Source organism: Limnohabitans sp., from assembly GCF_017848645.1.
Lineage (GTDB): Bacteria > Pseudomonadota > Gammaproteobacteria > Burkholderiales > Burkholderiaceae_C > Limnohabitans_A.
In genome coordinates this window covers 1-23,373 of sequence record NZ_JAFEIF010000061.1, presented here as the reverse complement: position 1 = coordinate 23,373, position 23,373 = coordinate 1, and the positions used below count along the sequence as shown (strand labels likewise).

Below are 23,373 nucleotides of genomic sequence, written 5' to 3'. Positions count from 1 at the left end.
GTCCAGGGTGAGTGGGCCCGCGCCCGCAGGGCCGGGGGGCAGCGTCAGCACCAGGCGCACGCCGTCGGGGGTGGTGGCGGTGGGCGCTGTTTTGGCGGGGGCGTTGGTGTTCGGGCTGCCTGGCGTGCCCGCGGTCACGGCATCGCTCGACAAGGGGTTGGCCCAGCTGCCGCCCCGGTGCACAAACAGCTGCCAGCCCGACAAGGGGTGGATCTGAATCTGTCCGGCGCGGGTGCTGTCGTTGGCGGTCTGGCCCCACTGCGCGGCCAGGGCCCAGGCGCTTTGCCAGTCCTGGCGTTGGCTCAAGGGCGGAGACTGCCAACGCTGCCAATCGCCGCCGCCGGGTCGGCCCGGGTCGCTGCGCCAGGTCCAGGCCACCACGCGCACGCTGGCGGGCACTGGGCTGGTTTGGGGGGATGTTGTGTTGGGGTTGCTGTTGGGCAAAGGTGCGTCGGCGGTGCGCCGCGTCAGGCGCAGCACCTGGCCATTCCAGTCCCAGCTGGGCGTGCCGCTCAGCTCGGCCAATTGGTCCAAGTCGGTTTGCCACTGCGCCAGGCCCGCTTGCAGGCTGCGGATCTCGTCCGAGCGGCTTTGCAGGCTGCTTTGGCTGCGCAGCATGCCGTCCAGCCCGCGCCAGGCCATCAGGCTCATCAAGGCCATCACGCTGATGGCCACCATCACCTCGATCAGGGTGAAGCCGCGAGTGGTTTGTCGGGTGGACTGCATCAGTTGCGCGGCCATCAGTTGCGCCCCATCACGGTGGACACCTGCAGCACATAGGCGCCCTGGTCCAGCACCCGCGCATCGACGCGCCTGAAATTCGGGTTGGGCGTGGGCCGCACCGACACCTCGACCTGCAGCAAGCGCCCGGCCTGCGTGCATTCCACGCTGGTGTTGCCCGTGTCCGGCAGTTGCCTGCGCAAGCGCAGCGCGATCAATTGGTTGTCGGCGCAGATTTGGCCCAGCATGCTCACGGTCTGGCGTTCGGCATTGCGGCTGAGCGAGCCTGTGGCCTGCAAGCCCGCCATGAGCGCCACCGCCGTGATGCCCAGAGCCACCAGCACTTCGATCAGGGTGAAGCCGCGCTGCTTCATGGCGGCGCCTGTTCGCGCGAGGTTTGCACTTTGAAGGGCCGCAGCCCGTCGGTCACCACCCACAGGGTCTGGCCGGGCGACTGCGGCGCCGACAAGGCCACGGCCTGGGGCTCGATCAGGGGCTCTGGCCCCAAAGTGATGGCGCTGCCGGGGGTGGCGCGGGTGCTGTCGGCCAGCCAGTTTTGCGGCAGGCCGGGTGGCGGCAGGCCTTCAAACACAAAGCTTTGCACAGTGTTGGGTGCCGGGTCTTGTGTGCGCCAGACCACGGGCAGGCCGTTGGCGCGGGCCTGGGCGCGCCCGGTCTCCAGCAGCACGGCTAGGCGTTCGGCGTCGCGCTGCAGGGCGCTGTGGGCGCTGTCTCGCAGCGACAGGCTCACGCCCGCTGTGGCCACGGCGATCAAGGCCACCACCACCAGCAGCTCCAGCAGTGTGAAGCCCGGGGGCAGGGCGGGGGGGCGTTTACTGCCAGCTGCCGAGGTCGGCATTGTTGCCCTCACCGCCGGCCTGACCGTCAGCGCCAAAGGACAGCACATCCACCTCACCCTTGATGCCGGGGTTCAGGTATTGGTAAGGACGGCCCCAGGGGTCGCTGGGCAGTTTGTCCAGATAAGGCTTCCAGTTGCCGGGCACGGGCTCGGTGGTGGGCTTGAGGATCAGCGCTTTCAGGCCCTGCTCGGTGCTGGGAAAGCGCTGGTTGTCCAGCTTGTAGAGCTTGAGCGCCTGCATCAGGTTGCCCACATCGGTGCGGGCAGCGGTAATGCGGGCGTCGTCTGCGCGGCCCAGCACATTGGGCACGATAAGGGCGGCCAGCACGCCGATGATGGCCAGCACGACCATCAGCTCGATCAGGGTGAAGCCGCGTTGGAGGGCTGGCGCTGGGCGGGCCGCAGCGGTCACAGAATTGGGGGCGGAGAGTGTGGCGATGTCTTGCATGCCTTCGATCATAATCCGCCCATGTTACAAACCTTGCCCTCCCCAAAAAGCGCCAAGTTCTGGCCCGGTGCTGGGGCCGCTCTGCTTTGGTGTGCAGCGGCTGCCAGCGCGGTGTTTTGGGTGCTGAATTTCCCTTCAGGCAGCGCGGTGCAGGGTGTGCCTGTGGTGCACAGCGCAGGCCAAGCCACAGCCGCATCGGCCTTGCAACCCTCGGTGTACCTGGCCCGGGCGTGGGGCGTGCAAGCGCCAGCACCGGAGGTCAGCATCGCCCAATCCTCGCGCTTTCAGCTTTGGGGTGTGGTGGCCGGGGCTTCAGGTCAGGGCAGCGCCCTGATCGCGGTCGACGGCCAGCCGCCCCGGGCTTTTCGGGTGGGGCAGACCGTGACGGAGGGTGTGGTTTTGCAAGGTCTGGGGCCTAAGCAAGCCCAGCTGGGTGCCAGCGCGCAAGGCGCTGCTCTTTTTTCACTCAGCTTGCCCGGCATCGACAAGGCGCCTTGAAGCATCTGGAATGGCCTGCCGAGCGGGCTTGTGAGGCGTCTCAGGCGCGCAAAAACAGGCGGTACACCGGGTTGTCGGTCTCTTCCGCATACGGGTAGCCCAGCGTTTTGAGGAATTTGTCAAAGGCTTTGTCGTCCTTGGGCGGTACCTGCAGGCCTACCAGAATGCGGCCGTAGTCCGCGCCCTGGTTGCGGTAGTGGAACAGGCTGATGTTCCAGCCCGGGCGCATCAGGCTCAGAAATTTCAGCAAAGCGCCGGGGCGCTCGGGAAATTCAAAGCGCAGCAGGCGCTCGTCTTGCGACAGCGCCGAGTGCCCGCCCACCATGTGGCGGATGTGTTCTTTGGCCAGCTCGTCGTGCGTCAGGTCAATCGCCTTGAATTGCTGCTTGTTGAATTTGGCCGCGATCTTCGCGCTTTCGCCCTTGCCGTGGGTGCTCAAACCCAAAAACACATGGGCTTTGTCCGAGTCGCTCATCCGGTAGTTGAACTCGGTCACATTGCGCGGGCCACCGGGCAAGCTGCCGATCAACTCCAGAAAGCGTTTGAAGCTGCCGCGCTCTTCGGGAATGGTCACCGCAAACAGGGCTTCTTTTTCTTCACCCACGTCGGCGCGTTCGGCCACAAAGCGCAGGCGGTCAAAGTTCATGTTCGCGCCGCACAAGATGGCCGCAAAGGTCTGGCCTTTGCATTTGTGCGCAGCCACATACTGTTTGATGGCGGCCACGGCCAGGGCACCAGCGGGCTCCACAATGGAACGTGTGTCCACAAAAATGTCCTTGATGGCCGCGCACACCGCATCGGTGTCCACCGTCATGTAGTCGTCCACCAGGTTGCTGGCCACGCGGAAGGTCTCTTCGCCCACCAGCTTCACGGCCGTGCCGTCCGAAAACAAGCCCACATCGGCCAAGGTCACCCGCTGCTGGGCGGCCACCGACTGGATCATGGCGTTGGAGTCGTTCATCTGCACGCCAATCACCTTGACACCCGGGCGCACCGCCTTGATGTAGTTGGCCACGCCGCTGATCAGACCGCCGCCGCCAATGGCTACAAACACCGCATCCAGCGGCCCTTGGTGCTGGCGCAGCATTTCCATGGCGATCGTGCCCTGACCGGCGATCACGTCCGGGTCGTCAAAGGGGTGCACAAAGCTCAGGCCCTGCTTTTTTTGCAGCGCCAGCGAGTGGTTGTAGGCGTCGGAGTAGCTGTCACCAAACAGCACCACTTCGCCGCCCAGCCCTTTGACCGCATCGATCTTGACCTGCGGCGTGGTGGTGGGCATGACGATCACGGCGCGGGTCCCCAGGCGGCTGGCGCTGAGCGCCACGCCTTGTGCGTGGTTGCCGGCCGAGGCGCAGATCACGCCTTTTTTGAGTTGCTCAGGGCTGAGGTGCGCCATCTTGTTGTAAGCCCCGCGCAGCTTGAAGCTGTGCACGGGCTGCTGGTCTTCGCGCTTGAGCAGCACTTGGTTGCCCAGGCGGCGCGACAGGTTTTTGGCGGTTTCCAGAGCCGACTCGCTGGCCACGTCATAGACCTTGGCGTTGAGGATTTTGATCAGGTAGTCGGCGGGGTTCAGGTGTGGGGTCGTCATGTCCGGTGCGATGGCAGAGGTGCCGCATCGCCTAAAAAGTGTGGGCTTGATGATAACGGCCAAAAAAAATGCCCCAAGTCTTGCGACTTGGGGCAAATCCACCTTTTCAGAGGGTGGAGGAGACAACCGGTGCGGGCTAAAAAAGCACGCTTGTTCGCAATTGTACGGGCGTTTTTGTTGCGTTGCAGCAAGTTGACAGTCTCGAAGTGCAAAAACTTGTAAAGTTGACCACCTCCAAAACCCATCAAGTGACCTGCGCTCAGCAGGGATGACAAACAAGGAAACAACAATGGAATGCACAGTCACCTGGACCGGCGCGGCCGGCACTCGTTCGGGCATGGGCTTTGTCGCCGAAACGGGCTCGGGCCACATCGTCAACATGGACGGCGCGCCCGACGCGGCCAAACCCGAAAACGGCGGCCAGAACCTCGCACCCCGCCCCATGGAAATGCTGTTGGCTGGCACCGGCGGTTGCACTGCCTATGACGTGGTGCTGATCCTCAAGCGGGGGCGCCACGACGTGCGCGGCTGCAGCGTCAAGATCAGCAGCGAACGCGCCGAGGTGGACCCCAAAGTCTTCACCAAGATCAACATGCACTTCACCGTCACGGCCAAGGGCGTGCCCGCCAGCGCCGTGGAGCGGGCGATCGCCATGAGCCACGACAAATACTGCTCGGCCAGCATCATGCTGGGCAAAACGGCCGAGATCACGACCAGTTTTGAGGTGGTGGACGCTGCCTAAGCCCTTGAGTTGATGGAATTGATTTCCATTAATTCCACAAGCTGAAATTCACCGGAACTCGACAGCCTGTGCTTGCGCCCTCTCAGTAAGCACTCAAACCCGGTGCGCTACCGTGGTCATGACTTTGGCTGCCATTTGCATGACCGACTTGATGGGGGTGGGCAGCTCCACGGCACCGGACTTCATGGCCATCTGGGCGTGGGCGATTTCGTCGGCTTTCATGTGCGAGACGATCGCACGCGATGCGGTGTCGGCCGCAGGCAGTAAATCCATGTGACTTTGCAGGTGGGCTTCGACCTGGCGCTCGGTCTCGACCACAAAACCCAGACTGATTTTGTCGCCGCCGATCTTGCCCGCCGCAAATCCAATGGCAAAGGCACCCGCATACCAAAGGGGGTTGAGCAGGGAGGGGCGGTCGTTCAGATCATGCAGCCGCTGCTGCGTCCAGGCCAGGTGGTCGGTTTCTTCGCGGCTGGCTTCTGCCAGCTGGGCACGCAAGGCCGGATCGCGGCAAGCCAAGGCCTGCCCGGTGTACAGCGCCTGGGCGCAAACCTCGCCCACATGGTTGATGCGCATCAGCGCCCCGGCCTGGCGGCGCTCGGCATCGTTCAGCTGCAACTCGGTGACCGAAGCGGCGGGATTGGGCCGGCTGGCACGGGGCTCGGCCCACAAGGTGCGCAGGGCGCTGTCGGCGGCCAAAATCAGGGCGTTGATCATGTGCCAAGTGTAAACAATCGATCACTTCGAGGCGAAAAGGACGAAATTGTCCGTGGATGGCTGCAGATTGTTGAATTTATAACTGTTGATAAATTTGATTCAAAACAAACGCAAAGTCCTTGTCGCAATTGATAAAAATGTAATTTAGACGTCAAAAATGAGGGTAAATACGGAGGGTTGTTGCATGCTTGCAACGAAAAGAACATTTCTTGGTCGAATGTCTTGGCGAACACACAGTCGTCTGGTGGAATACAAACAACTTCCTGATGTGGAGGTTGGCTCAGGGTTTCGATGGGTGATATTCGCCCTCCTGATTCGGGCCCTTGTTTAACCTTGGAGAAACTTGCAATGAAAAAATCTCTGATTGCCCTGGCTGTTTTGGCAGCTTCTGGCACCGCTTTCGCTCAATCTTCTGTGACCTTGTTCGGCGTGGTTGACGCGGCCTACGCCAAGGGTTCTGGTTCTGTCAGCGACAAAACCCAGTTGAAGAACTCTGGTTACAACAGCAGCCGAATTGGCTTCCGTGGTACGGAAGACCTGGGTGGAGGCTTGAAGGCTTCCTTCTGGCTGGAAGCCGGTGTGAACAACGATGATGGCACTGCCGCCGCATCCAACACAAACAACCAAGCTGTGACTGGTGCTAACGCTGGTACACAAGGCCTGACTTTTAACCGTCGCTCCACTCTGAGCCTCGAAGGCGGCTTCGGTGAACTGCGTCTGGGCCGTGACTACACGCCTCAGTTCTGGACGGAAACAGCTTTTGATCCGTTTGGCACAAACGGCGTGGGCACCAACATTGCCTTCAACAAAGGCGGCGTGACTGGCGTTCGTGCTTCGAACAGCATCGGCTACCTGTCGCCTTCTTTCAGCGGCGTTAAAGTCTGGGTCCAGACCTACATGGGTGAGAACGCTTCTACAGCGGCTGTTAAAGCAGGTGACGGCAACGCCATCCGTTTGACCTATGACAACGGCCCATTGAACTTGGCTTTCGCTACATCTACAACTAAAGTTGCTGTGGCTACTGACAACAAGACATCCAACATTGCCGGTGCTTACAACCTGGGCTTTGTCCGCTTGATGGCCCAATCCAACAAGACTCAAGTTGACGGCGCAGTTGACATCAAGGGCTCTTTGATTGGTGCTACCGCTCCTCTGGGTGCCGGTACTGTTCGCGCTTCGATGTCCAGCACAGCACAAGCTGACAAGAAGAGCAACCAGTTCGCTGTTGGTTATGTTTATGGCCTGAGCAAGCGCACAGACCTGTACGCAACCTTCGCATCTGTGAAGAACAAAGGTGGCGCTGCGGTGGCTTTGAACGGCTCTGTCACAGGTGCAAACGAGAAGTCCAGCGGTTACGACTTCGGTATCAAGCACTCCTTCTAATTCAAAGCTGACGCAAGTCAGCTGAGATTTAAAAGACAAAAAACCCACCGTGGTCACACGGTGGGTTTTTTTTCGACTGGCCTCTGGTGTGGTCAACCCAGAAAATCCAAGCAGGCAAGGGATAACACGGGTACTGCTGAAAGCCCGGGCTGATAAATTGGGTAATTCGCAGGATTTTTTCATGCCCTATTCCCGTATTTCTTTGCGTTCACGTTGCACCGCTGTGAGCTTGGGCCTGTCCATTGCAGGCGTGCTGTTGTTGTCGGGCTGCGCCAGCACGCCCAAAGAGGTGCCGCCCGCGCAGGTGGCCTGTCCAGCGGGTGTGCCTGCTGGCGTGCAGTGTTGGCGGGGGCAGGACTCTGCGGGTTCGCACTACTTGCTGGCCAAACCTGCCCAATGGAGCGGCGTGCTGGTGGTCCATGCGCATGGTGGCCCCGCTTTGGGTGAGCCCAAAGCTTCCAGAGCAGACGAAGACATCCAGCGCTGGTCCATTACCTTGACCGAAGGCCACGCGTGGGCCGGGTCGGTTTTCAGGCAGGGCGGGTTTGCGGTCACCACAGCCGCAGAAGACACAGAACGTGTCCGGCGCATCTTTGTGGACCATGTGGCCAAGCCACAAAGGACCCTGCTGCATGGGCAATCCTGGGGTGCCATGGTGGCCACGCGTGCGGCGGAGCTGTACCCCCAATCCTGGGAGGGCATCTTGCTGACCAGTGGCGTGGTCGCCGGTCCCGCCACCTACGACTTCCGCTTGGACTTGCGCGCGATTTATCAGCACCTTTGCCAAAACCACCCACGCCCCGATGAGCCTTCGTACGCCTTGTCGTTGGGGCTGCCGGCCGACAGCCAAATGACTGCAGCCGAGTTGGCCACGCGGGTCAACGATTGTTTGGGTGTGCGCAAACCCGCCGCACAACGCAGTCCAGAACAAGCCCAAAAAATCAAAACCATCGTCGATGTTTTGAAAATACCGGAAAACTCCATTGCCGGGCATCTGAATTGGGGCACCTTCACTTTGCGCGATGTGGTCACCAAAAGCGGCGGTGCCAGCCCGTTTGGCAATGACACGGTCAAGTACAGCGGCTCTGCCAACGACGCCGCCCTGAATGCGGCCGTGCTGCGCTTCAAAGCCGACCCGCAAGCCAGCGCCAGGTTCGATGCCGATGTCAACCACCGTGGACGCTTCAAGGTGCCGGTGTTGACGGCCCATGGCATCCGGGATTCGACGGTGTTTGTGGAGGGCAGCGACACCCTGCGTCTGCGCATGGAGGCGTCAGGCAACGGCGCTCGCTTGGTGCAAACCTTTGTGGACTCCGCCGAGCACAGTTACCTGGGTGAGGCGATCTACCCGCCGCTCTTTGAAGCCTTGCTGGCTTGGGTCAATCAGGGCACCAAGCCCACGCCCGTGGGCATTGCCCAGCGGTGCCTGGCCTTGCGCCCCGCACAAGCGGCCGAGTGCCGGTTTCAGACGGAGTACACGCCGCGGCCTTTGGCCACGCGCATTGCCCCGCGCTGACCCACCGCGCATCGGTCTTGCGGCCCTTGGATCGAAGGACTGCAGGCACTCTTCACTGTTGAGGAATCCCGGCTTTTTGAATCACATCGCTCCAGCGCTGGATGTCGGCATCCAGCAGTTGGGCCAGCTGGCCAGATGTGCTCGATTGCGCTTGGACGTTGAATCCGGCCAGGCGCTGCACCATGGCTGGGTCGGCCAGCACTTTGACCACTTCGGCGTTCAGCCGCTTGACCACGGCCTGCGGCGTTTTGGCTGGGGCCGCCAAAGCGTTCCATGAAGCCACATTGAAGTTGCTCAGGCCAGGCAGCTCACGCACCACCGGAACTTGGGGCTGGTCTTTGGGCCGGTTCGTGCCCATCACGCCCAGCAGCCGAACGGTCTTGGCGTTGATTTGGGGTTTGAGCGGCCCCAGAATCTCCACCGCCGCATCGATCTGACCGCCTCGCAGGGCGTTGATGACGGCAGGTGTGCCGTTGTAGGGGATGATTTGCGCGATCAGGTTGGCCTGGGTGCGCAGCAGCTCGGCGGCCAGGTGCTGGGTGCTGCCGATGTTGATGGTGCCGATGTTCAGTTGGCCCGGGTGGGTGCGGCCAAAGCCGATCAGCTCGGCCAGGCTTTTGTGCGGTGACGACTCTGGCACCACGATGGCGATGTCAAACAAGCCCAGCAAGGACACGGGCGCAAAGTCGGTGCGCGGGTTGAAGGGCAAGGACTTGAACAGGCCTGCACTCACGGCGGTGCCGTTGGACATGAGCAGCAGGGTGTGGCCGTCGGGCTCGGCCTTGGCCACCAGCTCGGCCGCCACGATGCCGCCTGCGCCAGGCCGGTTGTCAATGACCACGGCTTGGCCCAGATTGACCGACAGCTGCTGCGCCACAGCACGCGCTGTCAGGTCGGCCACACCCCCTGCTCCAAAAGGCACCACGATGCGCAGGGGTTTGGAAGGAAAAACAGCCTGTGCCCAAGCCATGTTGGAAAACCCCGCAGACAAAAGGGCTGCATGCATCACAAGGCGTCGGCTTAACATGAGCAACATCCAGAAAAAGTGTTGATACAGCATGATAAAACCAGGCACACCATTGTCTTTTTTAGCGCGGTATGCAGCGCTGTGTAGCAGCGTGATGCTGTTGAGCGGCTGTGCCCTTTGGTCGGTCGATGCACCCCAGGAAAAGCCGCCACAGGTCTTGCGCCAGTTGCCTCTCCAGTTCAGCGCGCAAGACAAGTCGCAATGGCAGGCCATGCGCTTGCCAGGCAAATTGCTCACGGCCTACCGGGTGGCCCCGCAAGGCCCGCGCGACGCCTTGCTGGCCGAGGCTGTATCCTCGGCCAGCATGTTGCGGCAGGCCTTGCACATTCCCCCAGACCAATTGGGTGCATTGCAGTTTGATTGGCAGGTGGATCAGCTGATTGCCGCAGCGGACATGCGTCAGCGTGAAGCCGAAGACTCCCCGGCCCGTTTGATTTTGGTGTTTGAGGGTGACAGACAGCGTTTTTCGACGCAAAACCAGCTGCTCAGCGAGTTGACGCTCAGCCTGACGGGCGAGCCCCTGCCCTATGCCACGCTGATGTACGTGTGGTGCAACGACTGCCCGGCCGAGTCGGTGATCGTGAACCCCAGAACCGATCGCATCCGCAAACTGGCGGTGGAATCGGGCGCGGGGCGAGTGGGGCAGTGGTTGCGATACCACCGGGATATTCGGGCCGATTTTGAAAAGGCCTTTGGCGAGCCGCCTGGGGCCTTGCTGGGGCTGGCCATCATGACCGACACGGACAACACCCGCAGCAGCACGCGCGCCTGGTATGGCCCGATCCGTCTGGATTGAACGCCCCAGTCCGGTGCGCGACAGTGCATTTGGGGGAATTCCCTGCCCTCAGAGCGGGCGCGAATGTTGCATACTCGCAGGTTACCTAACTTTTTTTCACCGAGGTGTTTTGATGAAGAAGATGACCCCCGCCGCCGTGCTGCCCAGTGCCCTGACCGCTGCTTTGGTCTTGGCCGGCGTGATGACCGCTGGCTTGGTACAGGCCAAGCCCTTCAAATGGACCAGCGCCAGTGACATCCCCACGCTGGACATCCATTCGCAAAACAATGCCTTGGGCAACGGCGTGCACGCCGCCATCTTTGACTCGCTGGTTTACTACAACAGCAAGACCTTCAAGATCGAGCCCCGCCTGGCCACCTCCTGGCGCGAAATGTCACCCACGCAATACCGCTTCAATTTGCGCAAAGGCGTCAAGTTCAGCGATGGTTCTGCTTTGACGGCTGACGATGTGGCTTTTTCTTTGGAGCGTGCCCGCGCCAAAACCTCCAACTTCAACGTTTACACCCAGGGCATGAGCCGCGTTGTCAAGGTCGACGCCAACACGGTGGACATCATCTTGAGCGGGCCCAACCCGGTGCTGCTCAACCAGCTGACCGAGCTGCGCATCATGAGCAAAGCCTGGGCTGAAAAGAACAAGTCGGTGGAGCCCAAGGACATCAAGACCAAGGAAGAGAACTTTGCCCACCGCAACGCCATGGGCAGCGGCGCTTACATGGTCAAAGACTGGCAGCCTGACCAAAAGTTGACGCTGGTGAAAAACCCCAACTGGTGGGGCTGGTCAGATGCCGCCACCAACGTGACTGAAATCATCTACACCCCCATCAAGAACGAAGCCACGCGCGCAGCAGCCCTGCTTTCGGGCGAGATCGACTTGGTGCTCGACCCCAGCCCGCAAGACTTGGGCCGCATGCGCAACAACGCCAACCTGAAGGTGGTCGACGGCATTGAAAACCGCACCATCTTTTTGGGCATGGACCAGCACCGCGATGAGCTGCCTGGCTCCAACGTCAAGGGCAAGAACCCTCTGAAGGATGTGAAGGTGCGCAAGGCGCTGTACCAGGCCATCGACATGGACACCATCCATCGCGTGACCATGCGCGGCCTGTCGCAAAACACGGGTGCCTTGGTGGCTCCGCAGGTCAATGGCTGGACCAAGGCCGTGGACACCCGTTTCCCTTATTCGCTGGACGCCTCCAAAAAGCTGCTGACCGAAGCCGGTTACCCCAATGGCTTTGAGGTGGACTTTGCCTGCCCGAACAACCGCTACATCAACGACGAAGAAATCTGTCAGGCCATCACGGCCATGTGGGCCAAAGCGGGCATCAGAGCCAAGCTGCGCACCATGCCTTTGGTGACTTACTTCCCCATGATCCAGCGCTACGAAGCGAGCATCTACATGCTGGGCTGGGGCGTGCCGACCTTTGACGCGCTGTACAGCCTGCAGTCGCTCACCCGCTCGGTGGGCACGGGTGGCGACGGCAACTACAACGTGGGCCGCTACAGCAATCCGCGCATGGACTACATCGTGGACCGCGTCAAAACCGAGACCGACTTGCCCGTGCGTGACCGCCTGCTGACCGAAGGCCTGCAGTTGTCCAACGACACGGTCTCTCACATCCCGCTGCACAACCAGGTGATCCCTTGGGCGATGAAGAAAAACGTCGAGGTGGTCCATCGTCCTGACAACCGCCTCGACTGGACACTGATCAAGGTCAACTGATGCTCGCTTTCATTTTGCAGCGGCTGATTCAGGCCGTGATCGTGATGGTCACGGTCGCTTTCATCGCCTTCTTGTTGTTCCAGTACGTGGGTGATCCGGTGGTCTTCTTGTTGGGGCAAGACGCCACCAAAGAACAGATCGACCTGCTGCGGGCTGACCTGGGTCTGGACCAACCTTTCTTTGTGCAGTTTGGCCACTTTTTGGTCAACGCCGTTCAAGGCGAGTTTGGCCTGAGCCTGCGCCAAGGTGCCAAGGTGTCGCGCCTGATCGCCGAGCGCTTGCCCGCAACCTTGGAGCTGGCCATGGTGGCTGCCTCTTTGGCCTTGGTCATTGGCATTCCCATGGGGGTGTACGCGGCCTTGCGCCGGGGCACCTGGGCCAGCCAGCTCATCATGACGGTGTCGCTCTTGGGGGTGTCACTGCCCACCTTCCTGATCGGTATTTTGCTGATTCTGGTGTTTGCGGTGATGCTCGGCTGGTTCCCCAGCTTTGGCCGGGGTGACGTGGTGCAAATGGGCTGGTGGTCGAGCGGTTTGATGACGGCCAAGGGTTGGCACCACATCGTGCTGCCGGCCGTGACGCTGGCGATCTTTCAGCTCACGCTCATCATGCGCCTGGTGCGCGCCGAAATGCTGGAGGTGCTGCGCACCGACTACATCAAGTTCGCCCGGGCTCGCGGCCTGTCCAACCGCGCCATCCACTTTGGCCATGCGCTCAAGAACACCCTGGTGCCGGTCATGACCATCACCGGGCTGCAGCTGGGCGGCCTGATTGCGTTTGCCATCATCACCGAGACGGTCTTCCAGTGGCCCGGCATGGGCTTGCTGTTCATCCAGGCGGTGACGTTTGCCGACATCCCGGTCATGGCCGCCTACCTGTGCCTGATCGCGTTGATCTTTGTGGTCATCAACCTGATCGTCGATTTGCTCTACTTTGTGGTGGACCCGCGCCTGCGCGTGGGCAAACCCGGAGGACATTGACCGTGGGCGCTTCTTTGCAATCGGTGCTGGGGCACGGGGCGGCGTTTGCGCGCATTGCCCAGTTTCACCCTGAGCTCACGGCCTTTAGGCGCGACCTGCACGCCCACCCCGAGCTGGGCTTTGAAGAGGTCTACACCTCGGGCCGCGTGGCCGAGATGCTCAAGGTCTGTGGCGTGGACAGCATCCACACCGGCATCGGCAAAACCGGCGTGGTGGCTTTGGTGCATGGCCAGGGCCGCTCGGCGAGCAACCCGGGCCGCATGATCGGCCTGCGTGCCGACATGGACGCGCTGCCGTTGACCGAGCACAACGAATGCACCTGGAAATCGGGCACGCCCGGCCTGATGCACGGCTGTGGCCACGACGGCCACACCGCCATGCTGATGGGTGCGGCGCGTTATCTGGCTGAAACCCGTCGTTTTGATGGCACGGCCGTGCTGATTTTTCAGCCCGGAGAAGAGGGCTACGCGGGTGCCCGCGCCATGATGCAAGACGGCCTGTTTGAGCGCTTTCCCTGCGAGCAGGTCTATGCCCAGCACAACTCCCCCGAGACGCCCTTGGGCGTGATCGGCATCACCCCCGGCCCCATGCAGGCGGCGGTAGACCGCATCGAGATCCGCATCATCGGCAAAGGCGGACATGGCGCACGCCCGCACCAAGGTGTGGACCCGGTGCTGGTGGCCGGCCACATCATCACGGCCGCGCAAAGCGTGGTCTCGCGCAACCTGTCGGCTTTCGACCAAGCGGTCATCAGCATCTGCTCGATGCAGGCCGGCCACCCCGGCGCCATGAGCGTGATCCCGGGCGAGGCCACCTTGGTGGGCACGGTGCGCACTTACAGCGAGCGCGTGCAAGACCAGATCGAAGACCGCCTGCGCGCCTTGTGCAACGGCGTGGCCCAAGGCTTTGGGGCCTCGGCCGAACTGACTTACGAGCGCGTCTACCCCGCCACCGTGAACACCGTGCCCGAAGCGCAGTTTGCCTGCGACGTGGCAGCCGCTTTGGTGGGCGAAGACAAGGTCTGGCGCGACATGCTGCCCAGCATGGGCGGCGAAGATTTCTCGTTCATGCTCCAGGCCAAGCCCGGCGCATACATCCGCATTGGCCAAGGCCTGCCGCATGGCCCTGGCCCGCATCCGCTGCACAACAGCCGCTACGACTTCAACGACGACATCCTGCCCTTGGGTGCAGCTTTACATGCCAGCTTGATCGAGCAGGCTTTGCCATTGAGTTCTGCCTTGAGCAGTTCATGATTTTTTCAACCTCTTTCACTGACCACTATCAGGAGTTTTTCATGCGCATGCATTCCTTTAACCGCACATTGACCGCTTTGGCCGTGGTGTCTGCCTTGGCCTTGGCTGCGGGCGGTGCCCACGCGGCCACACTGCGCGTGGCCAACCAGGGCGATGCCTTGTCCATGGACCCGCATTCGCTCAACGAGTCGCTGCAACTGAGCGTGACCAACAACGTCTATGAATCGCTGGTCGGTGTCAGCAAAGACCTGAAGTTCGAGGCGGGCCTGGCGACTTCGTGGAAGCAGACCTCGCCCACCGTGTGGCGCTTTGAACTGCGCAAGAACGTGCGCTTCCATGACGATACGCCTTTCACCGCCGACGACGTGGTGTTCTCGCTCAACCGCGCTGCAGGTGAAGGCTCGGACATGCGCAGCAACACCAACGACATCAAGGAAGTGCGCAAGATCAACAGCCACACCATCGAGATCGAGACCAAGGCCCCGTTCCCCATCTTGCCCAACGTGTTGTCGACCGTGTACATCATGAGCAAGAAGTGGTGCGAGGACAACCAGGCCACGCGCCCGGTGGACCGCCGCAAAGGCATTGAAAACGCCGCTTCCTTCCGCGCCAACGGCACAGGCCCCTACCGCTTGCGCGAGCGCCAGCCCAATGTGCGCACCACTTTTGTTCGCAACGGCAACTACTGGGGCAAGATCGAAGGCAATGTGGACGAGGTCATCTTCTCGGTCATTGCCAACGACCCCACCCGCGTCGCGGCCCTGTTGTCCGGTGAGATCGACGTGATGGAGCCCGTGCCTGTGCAGGACGTGCCCCGCATCAACGCCAGCCCCAATGCCCGCGCCTTGGTGGCTCCCGAGCTTCGCACCATCTTTTTGGGCATGGACCAAAAACGTGACGAGTTGCTGTATTCCAGCGTGAAGGGCAAGAACCCCTTCAAGGACAAGCGCGTGCGCCAGGCCTTCTACCAAGCCATCGACATCGAAGGCATCAAGCGCGTGGTGATGCGCGGTGCCTCCAACCCCAGCGCCCTGATGGTGGGCCCGGGCATCAACGGCTTCAACCCCGATCTGAACAAGCGCCTGCCCTTCGACCCCGAGGCCTCCAAAAAGCTGCTGGCCGAAGCCGGTTACCCCACAGGCTTCACCATCGACATGAACTGCCCGAACGACCGCTATGTGAACGACGGCCAGATCTGCGAAGCCGTGGCGGCCAACCTGGCACGCGTGAACATCAAGGTCAACCTCAAGGCCGAAACCAAGGGCACGTATTTCCCCAAAATCCTGCGCCGCGACACCAGCTTCTATTTGTTGGGCTGGACCCCCAGCACCTATGACGCACACAACGCCCTGAACGCGCTGATGCGTTGCCCCGACGACAAGGGTGCAGGCCAGTTCAACCTGGGCTCTTACTGCAACCCCAAGGTCGACGAGTTGATGATCAAGGTGCAAAGCGAGACCGACCAGGCCAAGCGCAACGCCATGATCCGCGAGTCCTTTGAGCTGCACAGCGCCGACATCGGTCACCTGCCTTTGCACCAACAGGCCTTGGCCTGGGGCACCAGCAAAAAGGTCACCCTGGTCCAGCGTGGTGACAACTACATGCCCTTCAAGTCCATCTCTGTGAAGTGACCATGAGCAATGCCTTGACCCGTTGGCTCCACAGCGATGTGGGCTACAGCTTTCGCCAGTCGCCCACCGCCATGGTGGCGGCGGCGATTGCCTTTGTGTGCCTCTTCGCGGCCGTGTTCGCCGGCTGGGTGTCACCCACCAACCCGTTTGATCTGGCCACGCTGGAGCTGAGCGACGCCCGCTTGCCCCCGGCCTGGATGGAGGGTGGCAGCACCAAGTTCTTGCTGGGCACCGATGACCAGGGCCGGGACATTTTGTCGGCCATCATCTACGGCTCGCGCATCTCCTTGGTGGTGGGCCTGGCATCCGTCATTTTGTCGGTGGTGGTGGGCGTGGGTCTGGGTTTGCTGGCCGGTTTTCGGGGGGGCTGGATCGACGCCTTGCTCATGCGCCTGTGCGATGTGATGCTGTCTTTCCCCGCCATTTTGGTGGCCCTTTTGATCGCGGGTGTGGGTCGTGCGCTGTTTCCCAACGCGCACGAGTCCCTGGCCTTTGGCGTGCTGATCATCTCGATCTCGCTCACGGGTTGGGTGCAATACGCCCGCACGGTGCGTGGCACCACGTTGGTGGAACGCAACAAGGAATACGTGCAAGCCGCGCGTGTGACGGGCGTGCCCTCGCTGCGCATCATGGTCAAGCATGTGCTGCCCAACGTGATGGGCCCGGTCATGGTGCTGGCCACCATCCAGGTGGCCACGGCCATCATCACCGAGGCGACGCTGTCGTTTCTGGGGGTGGGCGCACCGCCCACCTCGCCATCGCTGGGCACGCTCATTCGCGTGGGCAACGATTATTTGTTCTCGGGCGAGTGGTGGATCACGATTTTCCCGGGCCTGATGCTGGTGCTGATCGCCCTGTCGGTCAACTTGCTGGGTGACTGGTTGCGCGACGCGCTGAATCCGAGATTGCGATGAGTCTTTTACAAGTCAAAAACCTGGTGGTGGAATTCCCCAGCCGCCACGGCACGCTGCGTGCGCTGGACGATATTTCTTTCGACATCGCCCCTGGTGAAATTCTGGGGGTGGTGGGTGAGTCCGGCGCGGGCAAGTCGCTCACGGGCGCGGCCATCATTGGCCTGCTGGAGCCGCCGGGCCGTGTGGCGGGGGGGCAAATTTTGCTCGAAGGCCAGCGCATCGACCACCTGAACAACGACGAGATGCGCCACATCCGGGGCCGCAAGATTGGCGCAATTTTTCAGGACCCGCTGACTTCGCTCAACCCGCTGTATTCCATCGGCAGGCAATTGACCGAAACCATCCTGGCCCACCTGCCCGTGACCCCGCAAGAGGCGCGGCAACGCGCCATTCAGCTCCTCAAGGACACCGGTATTTCCGCCGCCGAAGAACGCATTGACCATTACCCGCACCAGTTCTCGGGCGGCATGCGCCAGCGTGTGGTGATTGCGCTGGCATTGGCAGCTGAGCCGCAACTGATTGTGGCCGACGAGCCGACTACGGCGCTCGATGTGTCCATCCAGGCGCAGATCATCAGCTTGCTCAAAAAGGTCTGCAAGGACCGGGGCGCTGCCGTCATGCTGATCACGCACGACATGGGCGTGATCGCCGAGACCTGCGACCGCGTGGCCGTGTTGTACGCCGGGCGTGTGGCCGAAATCGGCCCAGTGCACCAGGTCATCAATCACCCCGCACACCCTTACACCGCTGGCCTGATGGCCTCGATCCCCGACATGGACAGTGACCGCGAACGCCTGAACCAAATTGACGGCGCCATGCCGCGCCTGAACGCCATCCCGCAAGGTTGTGCCTTCAACCCGCGCTGCCCCAAAGCCTTTGACCGCTGCAAGCAAGACCGACCCGATTTGGTCCAAGCGGGTGAAACCCGAGCCGCTTGCTGGCTGCACGACGGGAGCGCAGCATGAGCGAACAAAAAAAGCTGCCTTTGGTCGTGGCGCACGACCTGGCCAAAACCTTTGACGTGTCGGCCCCGTGGCTCAACCGTGTGATCGAGCGCAAGCCGCGCCAGATGCTCAACGCCGTGGACGGGGTGAGCTTCGAGATCGAGCGCGGCAAAACACTCGCTTTGGTGGGCGAGTCCGGTTGCGGCAAAAGCACCGTGGCCCGCTTGCTGGTGGGCCTGTACGAGCCCACACGCGGCGGCCTGACCTTCGATGGCCAAGACGCGCACGCAGCCTTCAAATCGAACGATGCCAAGGCCATGCGCCAGCGCATCCAGATGATTTTCCAAGACCCCTATGCCAGCCTGAACCCACGCTGGACGGTGGACAACATCATTGGTGAGCCGCTCAAAGAGCACGGCCTGATCAGCGATGCCGAAGAGCTCAAAGCCCGTGTGGCCGAGTTGCTCAAGTCGGTGGGCTTGTCGCCACTCGACATGGTCAAGTACCCGCACCAGTTCTCGGGCGGTCAGCGTCAACGCATCTCGATCGCCCGCGCTTTGGCCACCGCGCCGGAATTTTTGGTGTGTGACGAGCCGACCTCCGCGCTCGACGTGAGCGTGCAGGCGCAGGTGCTCAACATCATGAAAGACCTGCAGCGCGAGCGCGGTCTGACCTATTTGTTCATCAGCCACAACCTGGCCGTGGTGCGCCATGTGAGTGACCAGGTGGGCGTGATGTATTTGGGCCGACTGGTGGAGCTGGCCGACAAACACACCCTGTTTGGCAACCCGCAGCACCCCTACACCCGCATGCTGCTGGACGCGATTCCGAAGATGCACGATACCGGCCGCGCCCGCACCCCGGTGCAAGGCGAGGTGCCCAACCCGCTCAATCCGCCGAGCGGCTGCACTTTCCACCCGCGCTGCCCTCAGGCCACCGACATTTGCCGCGCCGAGCGCCCGCCGCTGCGCGACTTCAAAGGCATCAAGATCGCTTGCCACGCGGTGGTGTGATCGTTGCATGTGCGTCACGCTGACGCACATGCCTGCCGCACCCGTGGCGTGTGTAGCGTGTCGCGTGTCGCGTGTCGCGGTTTATCCGGGTTTGATCTGACCTTTGATGACCACGTCTTTCCAGCGTGTTTGTTCACGCGCAATGAACGCGGCGTATTCGCTGGACGGGCCGCCACCCGGGATGGCGCTCTCGGCCGCGTATTTGGCGATCACTTCGGGTGACTTCATGACCTTGGCGCATTCTTGCTGCAGCTTGAGAATGATCTCAGGCGGCGTGCCAGCCCGCGCGGTGATGCCATACCACTGCACAGTTTCAAAATCCTTGAGCCCGCTCTCGGCCACGGTGGGCACATCGGGCAACACCGGGATACGCTCCGTCGTGCCCGTGGCCAGGCAGCGCAAAGCACCGCTTTTGATGTGCGGCAGCAGGGCGGGCGTGCCAGCCGAAAACAACTGAATGCGTCCAGCGAGCACATCATTGAGTGCAGGACCTGTGCCCCGGTAAGGGATGTGTGTGACAAACATGCCTGTGGCCAGCTTGAGCGCTTCCATGGCCAGGTGCCCTGCGCTGGCGTTGCCGGCCGAGGCGTAGTTGAGTTGGCCAGGACGGGCCTTGACGTAGGCAATCAGCTGTTTCAGGTCGGTCACGGGCACGTCTTTGTGCACCACAAACAAACTGGGCACGCGCGAGAGCAGGGTGACCGGCACAAAGTCCTTGTTCACGTCGTAGCCGCTGTCGGGGTAAATCAGCGGGTTGACCGCCATCAGGCCAATGTGGCTCATGACGATGGTGTAGCCATCAGCCGGCGTGCGCATCATCTCTTGCATGGCCGGAACGCCCCCGCCACCGCCCTTGTTGTCGATGATGAAGGACACCCCCATTTGCTTGGTCAGTTCGGCCGCGATGGTACGTGCCACGATGCTGGAGGTGCCACCAGGTGCAAACGGCACGATCCAGCGGATGGGCTTGTTGGGCCAGGCGGATTGCGCGTGCGTGGTAACACCAGTGGCGGCCAGGCCGGCAGCGCCCATCCACTTGAGGTAGTCGCGGCGGGGAATGAGGGAAGATCGGGGGTCTTGCATGTCTCTGGGTTCTTGTTGAGAAAAAGGAACCCATATCAAAGCAAAAATTGCGTTCTATTTGAAGCGGGTTAACACGCATCAATCTTTCGCGCGGCGTCGCAACTGTCGCCAAAGTGTCGGGGCCAGCAGCAGCAATACGGATACCGCCATCAGGCTGCCCGACAAAGGCCGAGTGAAGAAAGTGGACCAGTCGCCTTGGCTGATGGTCAGCGCCTGGCGCATCGATTGTTCACCCAAGGGGGCCAAAATCAGGCCCACGATCAGCGGCGCGGCCGGGAAGTCAAAGCGCCGCATGATGTAACCCAGCAGGCCGAACACAAACAGCAAGCCCACATTGAAGACCGAGTTGCCTGCGCCGTACACGCCAGCGGTGGAGATCACGATGATGCCCGCGTAGAGCCAAGGCGGCGGAATCTTGAGAAGTTTGACCCACAGGCTGACCAGCGGCAGGTTGAGCACCAGCAAGATCACGTTGCCGATGTACAGGCTGGCGATCAGTGTCCACACCAGGCTGCCTTGTTGGCTGAACAGTTGCGGGCCGGTCTGGATGCCGTAGCCTTCAAAGGCCGACAGCATGATGGCTGCGGTGGCCGAGGTGGGGATGCCCAAGGTGAGCAGTGGCATCAACACACCCGCAGCGGCGGCGTTGTTGGCCGCTTCAGGCCCGGCCACACCTTCGATGGCCCCGTGGCCGAATTCTTCGGGGTGTTTGGAGAGTTTTTTCTCGGTGTAGTACGACAACAAGGTGGGCAGTTCGGCCCCGCCTGCGGGCATGGCGCCGATGGGAAAGCCAAAAAAAGCGCCACGGAACCAGGCTTTCCACGAGCGCGCCCAGTCTTGTTTGCTCATCCACAGGCTGCCCGAGAGCTTCATGACCTCGCCGCCTTTGGACTCGCGCCCTTGCCAAGCCAGGTACAGCGCTTCGCCCACGGCAAACAGGCCCACGGCCGCCACCGTCACCTCGATGCCGTCCAGCAGTTCGGGGCGGCCAAAGGTGAAGCGGGGCTGGCCGGTTTGCAGGTCTACCCCCACCATGCCCAAGAGCAAGCCCAGGCCGAGCGCCACCAGGCCGCGCAGCATGGAGTTGCCCAGCACGGCCGACACGGCCACCACCGACAAGACCATGAGGCTGAAGTATTCGGCCGGGCCAAAAGCCAGAGCCGCTTCGACCACCCAAGGGGCCACAAAAGTCAGGGCCAGGGTGCCGATGGTGCCGGCCACAAAGCTGCCGATAGCCGCAGTGGCCAAGGCTTGGCCAGCCCTGCCACGCCGGGCCATTTTGTTGCCCTCAAGGGCCGTGACCACGGCCGCTGATTCGCCCGGGGTGTTGAGCAAGATGGAGGTGGTCGACCCCCCATAGGCTGCGCCGTAATAAATGCCTGCGAACATGACGAACATGCTGGTCGCGGGCACATGGTAGGTCAGGGGCAGCAGCAAGGCGATGGTCAGCGCCGGGCCAATGCCGGGCAGCACACCGACCAGCGTACCGACAAAGCAGCCCACAAAGCCCCACATCAAGGTGGTCGGTTGCAAGGCAATGGCAAAGCCACCCATCAGGGCGTCAAAAGCTTCCATGGGGAATCCGATTCAAATCAACCAGGGCAGTGCAGGGCCCAAACCCACGCCCAGCAATTGGGCAAATACAAACCAGAAGGTGCTGGCAATGGCGGCGCAGATCAGGGCCGATTTGAGGCCCAGGGGCGCGTCAAACGCGCGGGCCACGCCCATGCCGCAAAGGGTGCCGGGAATGACAAAACCCAAGGGAATCACCAGCACGATGAAGGCCACGCCACCGCCCAGCAAGCTGAGCACACGGATGTTGGCGCCGGGCAGAGGCGACTGGTCTGGTGCCTGGCTTTCGTCGGTTTGGCGACCGCGCCAAGCGCTCACGCCGTACAACACGGCGAAAACACTCAGCGCTGCCACGATCACCCCCGGAGCCAGCACAGGACCCACGGTCATCTGCATCATGGATACAGGAATGACCGAGACCTGCCAAGCGGCCACCCCGCAAAGGACAGCCAGCAAAAGGGCTACGCGAAAAGGCGTCATGCCAGGCCCAGTTCTTTCATCAGGACTTCCTTGTCGGCAATGTCCTTGGCCAGGTCGCGTTCAAAAGGACGCTCGGTCATGAAGGCGTCGGTCCACTTGCGTGTTTCGAGCTCTTGCTTCCACTGCGCAGACGCGTTGAGTTTGGTGACAAAGTCGATCATGGCTTCGCGCTGCGCGGCCGAGATGCCGGGGGGCGCAAACACGCCACGCCAGTTGGACTCGGTCACGTTGATGCCCAACTCGGTCAGGGTGGGCACGTTCACGCCAGGAATGCGGCGCTTGCCGGACACCGCCAGCGGGATCATGCGACCCGCCTTGATTTGCTCTTCAAACTCGGAATAGCCCGAGATGCCGGCCGACACTTGGCCGCCCAAAATCGCGGCGTTGGCGGGGCCGCCGCCTGCAAATGCCACATAAGCGGCTTCGCGGGGGTTTTTGCCCAGGGCTTTGATCAACATGCCCAAAATCAGGTGGTCGGTGCCGCCTGCGCTGCCACCTGCGACCGACACGGCCTTGGGGTTGGCCTTGATGGCGGCTTCGAGTTCTTTCCAGGTCTTGATCTTGCCGTTGGCCGGGACCACGATAACGCCGGCTTCTTCGGTCAGGCGGGCAATTGGGGTCACGTCCTTGATGGTCACGGGGCTCTTGTTGGCAATGCCTGCGCCGATCATGACCGAGCCACCGACCATCAGGCTGTTGCCCTGGCCTTTGCGCTGGTTCACGTAACGGGGCAGGCCCACCATGCCGCCAGCGCCGCCGACGTTTTCAAACTGCATGGTGCCGACCAGGCCAGCGGCTTTGGCTGCGCGTTCGATGGCGCGGGCCGTGCCGTCCCAGCCGCCGCCTGGGGCAGCGGGCACAAACATGTTGATGCTGGCGATCAGGGGCTTGGCCTGAGCCCAGGCGGGCAGGGTGAACGAAGCACCAGCGGCAGCGCCGAGGGCGAGGAAGTCGCGTTTGGAAATGGACATGCAGGTCTCCTGTGTGAAAATAAAAACACCACTGCCAGGCACGCACCATGGGCAGGTGGCACGATTGTGGTGCCGAGCCCGGTGTGAAGCTGTCAATCACCTGTCAAATCCTTTCAGTGAATACCCTCAGCCCCTTATGAGCCCCCGAATCCTGCTGGTGGAGGACACCCCCGACATTGCCCTGTGGCTGGGCACCGCCTTGCGTCAGGGCGGCATGGCGGTTGAATTTGCCACCGACGGCCATGCGGCCGAGCGCTGTCTGCAACCGGGTCACGGTTTTGATGCGGTGCTGCTCGATTTGCAGTTGCCGGGCCAAGACGGCCTGAGCGTGCTGCAGGCCTTGCGTGCCCGGGGCGATGCGGTGCCAGTGCTGGTCTTGACAGCGCGTGCCAGCGTGCCGGACCGGGTGTTGGGCCTGAACATGGGCGCCGACGATTACTTGCCCAAGCCCTTTGATTTGAGTGAACTTGAAGCCCGTTTGCAGGTGCTGCTGCGCCGCCATGGCCGCGTCAAAAGCA

The 23,373-nt window shown here is 61.9% G+C and carries 24 protein-coding genes; 13 read left to right on the top strand and 11 right to left on the bottom strand.

What is annotated here, in order from left to right:
* The 4 genes from QZ190_RS13695 to gspG form a co-directional block, all read right to left on the bottom strand.
* Positions 1–741: type II secretion system protein J (locus tag QZ190_RS13695; RefSeq protein ID WP_291917220.1), on the bottom strand; the 741-nt coding region annotated here is incomplete at its 3' end.
* Complete coding sequence (gene gspI, locus QZ190_RS13690) at positions 741–1,094, bottom strand: type II secretion system minor pseudopilin GspI (RefSeq protein ID WP_062402216.1); 354 nt, start codon at positions 1,092–1,094, stop codon at positions 741–743. The genes QZ190_RS13695 and gspI, both read right to left, overlap by 1 nt.
* The gene (locus QZ190_RS13685; RefSeq protein ID WP_291917215.1) at positions 1,091–1,579 is read right to left on the bottom strand and encodes a prepilin-type N-terminal cleavage/methylation domain-containing protein; all 489 of its coding nucleotides are present in this window, start codon (positions 1,577–1,579) and stop codon (positions 1,091–1,093) included. The genes gspI and QZ190_RS13685 overlap by 4 nt, the downstream gene beginning before the upstream one ends.
* Positions 1,554–2,027: a type II secretion system major pseudopilin GspG gene (gene gspG / locus QZ190_RS13680; protein ID WP_291917213.1), complete on the bottom strand. Its 474-nt coding sequence runs from the start codon at positions 2,025–2,027 to the stop codon at positions 1,554–1,556. The genes QZ190_RS13685 and gspG overlap by 26 nt, the downstream gene beginning before the upstream one ends.
* Positions 2,028–2,048: 21 nt before the next feature.
* Between gspG and QZ190_RS13675 the strand changes: the two genes are divergently transcribed.
* Positions 2,049–2,525, top strand: coding sequence for a type II secretion system protein N (locus QZ190_RS13675; RefSeq protein WP_291917211.1), 477 nt, complete (start codon positions 2,049–2,051; stop codon positions 2,523–2,525).
* Positions 2,526–2,565: 40 nt separating this feature from the next.
* Here the strand turns inward: QZ190_RS13675 and ilvA are convergent, their stop codons facing one another.
* Positions 2,566–4,113, bottom strand: coding sequence for a threonine ammonia-lyase, biosynthetic (gene ilvA, locus QZ190_RS13670; RefSeq protein ID WP_291917209.1), 1,548 nt, complete (start codon positions 4,111–4,113; stop codon positions 2,566–2,568).
* A gap of 289 nt (positions 4,114–4,402) precedes the next feature.
* On the opposite strand from ilvA, the gene QZ190_RS13665 reads away from it, so the two are divergent.
* Positions 4,403–4,855, top strand: a complete 453-nt coding sequence (locus QZ190_RS13665) for an OsmC family protein (protein ID WP_291917208.1) — start codon at positions 4,403–4,405, stop codon at positions 4,853–4,855.
* Between the two features lie 93 nt (positions 4,856–4,948).
* On the opposite strand, the gene coq7 is transcribed toward QZ190_RS13665, so the two are convergent.
* A complete protein-coding gene (gene coq7 / locus QZ190_RS13660) occupies positions 4,949–5,572 on the bottom strand; it encodes a 2-polyprenyl-3-methyl-6-methoxy-1,4-benzoquinone monooxygenase (RefSeq protein WP_291917206.1) in 624 nt (207 codons plus the stop codon).
* Between the two features lie 348 nt (positions 5,573–5,920).
* On the opposite strand from coq7, the gene QZ190_RS13655 reads away from it, so the two are divergent.
* A complete protein-coding gene (locus QZ190_RS13655; RefSeq protein WP_291917204.1) occupies positions 5,921–6,955 on the top strand; it encodes a porin in 1,035 nt (344 codons plus the stop codon).
* A gap of 181 nt (positions 6,956–7,136) precedes the next feature.
* Positions 7,137–8,471: a hypothetical protein gene (locus QZ190_RS13650; RefSeq protein WP_291917202.1), complete on the top strand. Its 1,335-nt coding sequence runs from the start codon at positions 7,137–7,139 to the stop codon at positions 8,469–8,471.
* Between the two features lie 52 nt (positions 8,472–8,523).
* Here QZ190_RS13650 and QZ190_RS13645 read toward each other — a convergent pair whose 3' ends face one another.
* Positions 8,524–9,477, bottom strand: coding sequence for a tripartite tricarboxylate transporter substrate binding protein (locus QZ190_RS13645; protein ID WP_291917200.1), 954 nt, complete (start codon positions 9,475–9,477; stop codon positions 8,524–8,526).
* Between the two features lie 115 nt (positions 9,478–9,592).
* Here QZ190_RS13645 and QZ190_RS13640 point away from each other — a divergent pair, with 115 nt between their 5' ends.
* The 8 genes from QZ190_RS13640 to QZ190_RS13605 all read left to right on the top strand — a co-directional run bounded on the left by QZ190_RS13640 (position 9,593) and on the right by QZ190_RS13605 (position 18,749).
* Positions 9,593–10,294, top strand: a complete 702-nt coding sequence (locus QZ190_RS13640; protein ID WP_291917224.1) for a DUF3047 domain-containing protein — start codon at positions 9,593–9,595, stop codon at positions 10,292–10,294.
* Between the two features lie 121 nt (positions 10,295–10,415).
* A complete protein-coding gene (locus tag QZ190_RS13635) occupies positions 10,416–12,014 on the top strand; it encodes an ABC transporter substrate-binding protein (RefSeq protein ID WP_291917222.1) in 1,599 nt (532 codons plus the stop codon).
* Positions 12,014–12,994 carry an ABC transporter permease gene (locus QZ190_RS13630; protein WP_291917198.1) on the top strand — a complete coding sequence of 327 codons (981 nt, stop codon included), beginning with the start codon at positions 12,014–12,016 and terminating at the stop codon, positions 12,992–12,994. The genes QZ190_RS13635 and QZ190_RS13630 overlap by 1 nt, the downstream gene beginning before the upstream one ends.
* Before the next feature lie 2 nt (positions 12,995–12,996).
* The gene (locus QZ190_RS13625) at positions 12,997–14,247 is read left to right on the top strand and encodes a M20 aminoacylase family protein (protein ID WP_291917196.1); all 1,251 of its coding nucleotides are present in this window, start codon (positions 12,997–12,999) and stop codon (positions 14,245–14,247) included.
* A 41-nt stretch (positions 14,248–14,288) separates the two neighbouring features.
* Positions 14,289–15,878 (top strand): ABC transporter substrate-binding protein, encoded by a 1,590-nt coding sequence (locus tag QZ190_RS13620; RefSeq protein ID WP_291917194.1) that lies wholly within the window; start codon positions 14,289–14,291, stop codon positions 15,876–15,878.
* Between the two features lie 2 nt (positions 15,879–15,880).
* Positions 15,881–16,792, top strand: a complete 912-nt coding sequence (locus tag QZ190_RS13615; protein WP_090141625.1) for an ABC transporter permease — start codon at positions 15,881–15,883, stop codon at positions 16,790–16,792.
* Complete coding sequence (locus tag QZ190_RS13610; protein WP_291917192.1) at positions 16,789–17,757, top strand: ABC transporter ATP-binding protein; 969 nt, start codon at positions 16,789–16,791, stop codon at positions 17,755–17,757. Before QZ190_RS13615 ends, QZ190_RS13610 begins: the two co-directional genes overlap by 4 nt.
* Complete coding sequence (locus QZ190_RS13605) at positions 17,754–18,749, top strand: ABC transporter ATP-binding protein (RefSeq protein ID WP_291917190.1); 996 nt, start codon at positions 17,754–17,756, stop codon at positions 18,747–18,749. Before QZ190_RS13610 ends, QZ190_RS13605 begins: the two co-directional genes overlap by 4 nt.
* 81 nt (positions 18,750–18,830) lie before the next feature.
* On the opposite strand, the gene QZ190_RS13600 is transcribed toward QZ190_RS13605, so the two are convergent.
* From QZ190_RS13600 to QZ190_RS13585, 4 genes are all read right to left on the bottom strand, one after another.
* Positions 18,831–19,832, bottom strand: coding sequence for a tripartite tricarboxylate transporter substrate binding protein (locus QZ190_RS13600; protein ID WP_291917188.1), 1,002 nt, complete (start codon positions 19,830–19,832; stop codon positions 18,831–18,833).
* Between the two features lie 78 nt (positions 19,833–19,910).
* Positions 19,911–21,407, bottom strand: a complete 1,497-nt coding sequence (locus QZ190_RS13595; RefSeq protein WP_291917186.1) for a tripartite tricarboxylate transporter permease — start codon at positions 21,405–21,407, stop codon at positions 19,911–19,913.
* A gap of 12 nt (positions 21,408–21,419) precedes the next feature.
* A complete protein-coding gene (locus QZ190_RS13590) occupies positions 21,420–21,884 on the bottom strand; it encodes a tripartite tricarboxylate transporter TctB family protein (RefSeq protein ID WP_291917184.1) in 465 nt (154 codons plus the stop codon).
* Positions 21,881–22,855, bottom strand: coding sequence for a tripartite tricarboxylate transporter substrate binding protein (locus QZ190_RS13585; RefSeq protein ID WP_291917183.1), 975 nt, complete (start codon positions 22,853–22,855; stop codon positions 21,881–21,883). The genes QZ190_RS13590 and QZ190_RS13585 overlap by 4 nt, the downstream gene beginning before the upstream one ends.
* A 136-nt stretch (positions 22,856–22,991) precedes the next feature.
* On the opposite strand from QZ190_RS13585, the gene QZ190_RS13580 reads away from it, so the two are divergent.
* Positions 22,992–23,373, top strand: a 382-nt coding sequence (locus tag QZ190_RS13580; RefSeq protein WP_291917181.1) for a response regulator, incomplete at its 3' end; no start/stop codon positions are given.

Excerpts from the sequence above, each read along its gene's own strand:
- gspI (WP_062402216.1), bottom strand. The coding sequence starts at position 1,094 with ATGAAGCAGCGCGGCTTCACCCTGATCGAAGTGCTGGTGGCTCTGGGC.
- QZ190_RS13685 (WP_291917215.1), bottom strand. The coding sequence starts at position 1,579 with ATGCCGACCTCGGCAGCTGGCAGTAAACGCCCCCCCGCCCTGCCCCCG.
- gspG (WP_291917213.1), bottom strand. The coding sequence starts at position 2,027 with ATGCAAGACATCGCCACACTCTCCGCCCCCAATTCTGTGACCGCTGCG.
- QZ190_RS13675 (WP_291917211.1), top strand. The coding sequence starts at position 2,049 with ATGTTACAAACCTTGCCCTCCCCAAAAAGCGCCAAGTTCTGGCCCGGT.
- ilvA (WP_291917209.1), bottom strand. The coding sequence starts at position 4,113 with ATGACGACCCCACACCTGAACCCCGCCGACTACCTGATCAAAATCCTC.
- QZ190_RS13665 (WP_291917208.1), top strand. The coding sequence starts at position 4,403 with ATGGAATGCACAGTCACCTGGACCGGCGCGGCCGGCACTCGTTCGGGC.
- coq7 (WP_291917206.1), bottom strand. The coding sequence starts at position 5,572 with ATGATCAACGCCCTGATTTTGGCCGCCGACAGCGCCCTGCGCACCTTG.
- QZ190_RS13655 (WP_291917204.1), top strand. The coding sequence starts at position 5,921 with ATGAAAAAATCTCTGATTGCCCTGGCTGTTTTGGCAGCTTCTGGCACC.
- QZ190_RS13650 (WP_291917202.1), top strand. The coding sequence starts at position 7,137 with ATGCCCTATTCCCGTATTTCTTTGCGTTCACGTTGCACCGCTGTGAGC.
- QZ190_RS13645 (WP_291917200.1), bottom strand. The coding sequence starts at position 9,477 with ATGCATGCAGCCCTTTTGTCTGCGGGGTTTTCCAACATGGCTTGGGCA.
- QZ190_RS13640 (WP_291917224.1), top strand. The coding sequence starts at position 9,593 with ATGCTGTTGAGCGGCTGTGCCCTTTGGTCGGTCGATGCACCCCAGGAA.
- QZ190_RS13635 (WP_291917222.1), top strand. The coding sequence starts at position 10,416 with ATGACCCCCGCCGCCGTGCTGCCCAGTGCCCTGACCGCTGCTTTGGTC.
- QZ190_RS13630 (WP_291917198.1), top strand. The coding sequence starts at position 12,014 with ATGCTCGCTTTCATTTTGCAGCGGCTGATTCAGGCCGTGATCGTGATG.
- QZ190_RS13620 (WP_291917194.1), top strand. The coding sequence starts at position 14,289 with ATGCGCATGCATTCCTTTAACCGCACATTGACCGCTTTGGCCGTGGTG.
- QZ190_RS13615 (WP_090141625.1), top strand. The coding sequence starts at position 15,881 with ATGAGCAATGCCTTGACCCGTTGGCTCCACAGCGATGTGGGCTACAGC.
- QZ190_RS13610 (WP_291917192.1), top strand. The coding sequence starts at position 16,789 with ATGAGTCTTTTACAAGTCAAAAACCTGGTGGTGGAATTCCCCAGCCGC.
- QZ190_RS13605 (WP_291917190.1), top strand. The coding sequence starts at position 17,754 with ATGAGCGAACAAAAAAAGCTGCCTTTGGTCGTGGCGCACGACCTGGCC.
- QZ190_RS13600 (WP_291917188.1), bottom strand. The coding sequence starts at position 19,832 with ATGCAAGACCCCCGATCTTCCCTCATTCCCCGCCGCGACTACCTCAAG.
- QZ190_RS13595 (WP_291917186.1), bottom strand. The coding sequence starts at position 21,407 with ATGGAAGCTTTTGACGCCCTGATGGGTGGCTTTGCCATTGCCTTGCAA.
- QZ190_RS13590 (WP_291917184.1), bottom strand. The coding sequence starts at position 21,884 with ATGACGCCTTTTCGCGTAGCCCTTTTGCTGGCTGTCCTTTGCGGGGTG.
- QZ190_RS13585 (WP_291917183.1), bottom strand. The coding sequence starts at position 22,855 with ATGTCCATTTCCAAACGCGACTTCCTCGCCCTCGGCGCTGCCGCTGGT.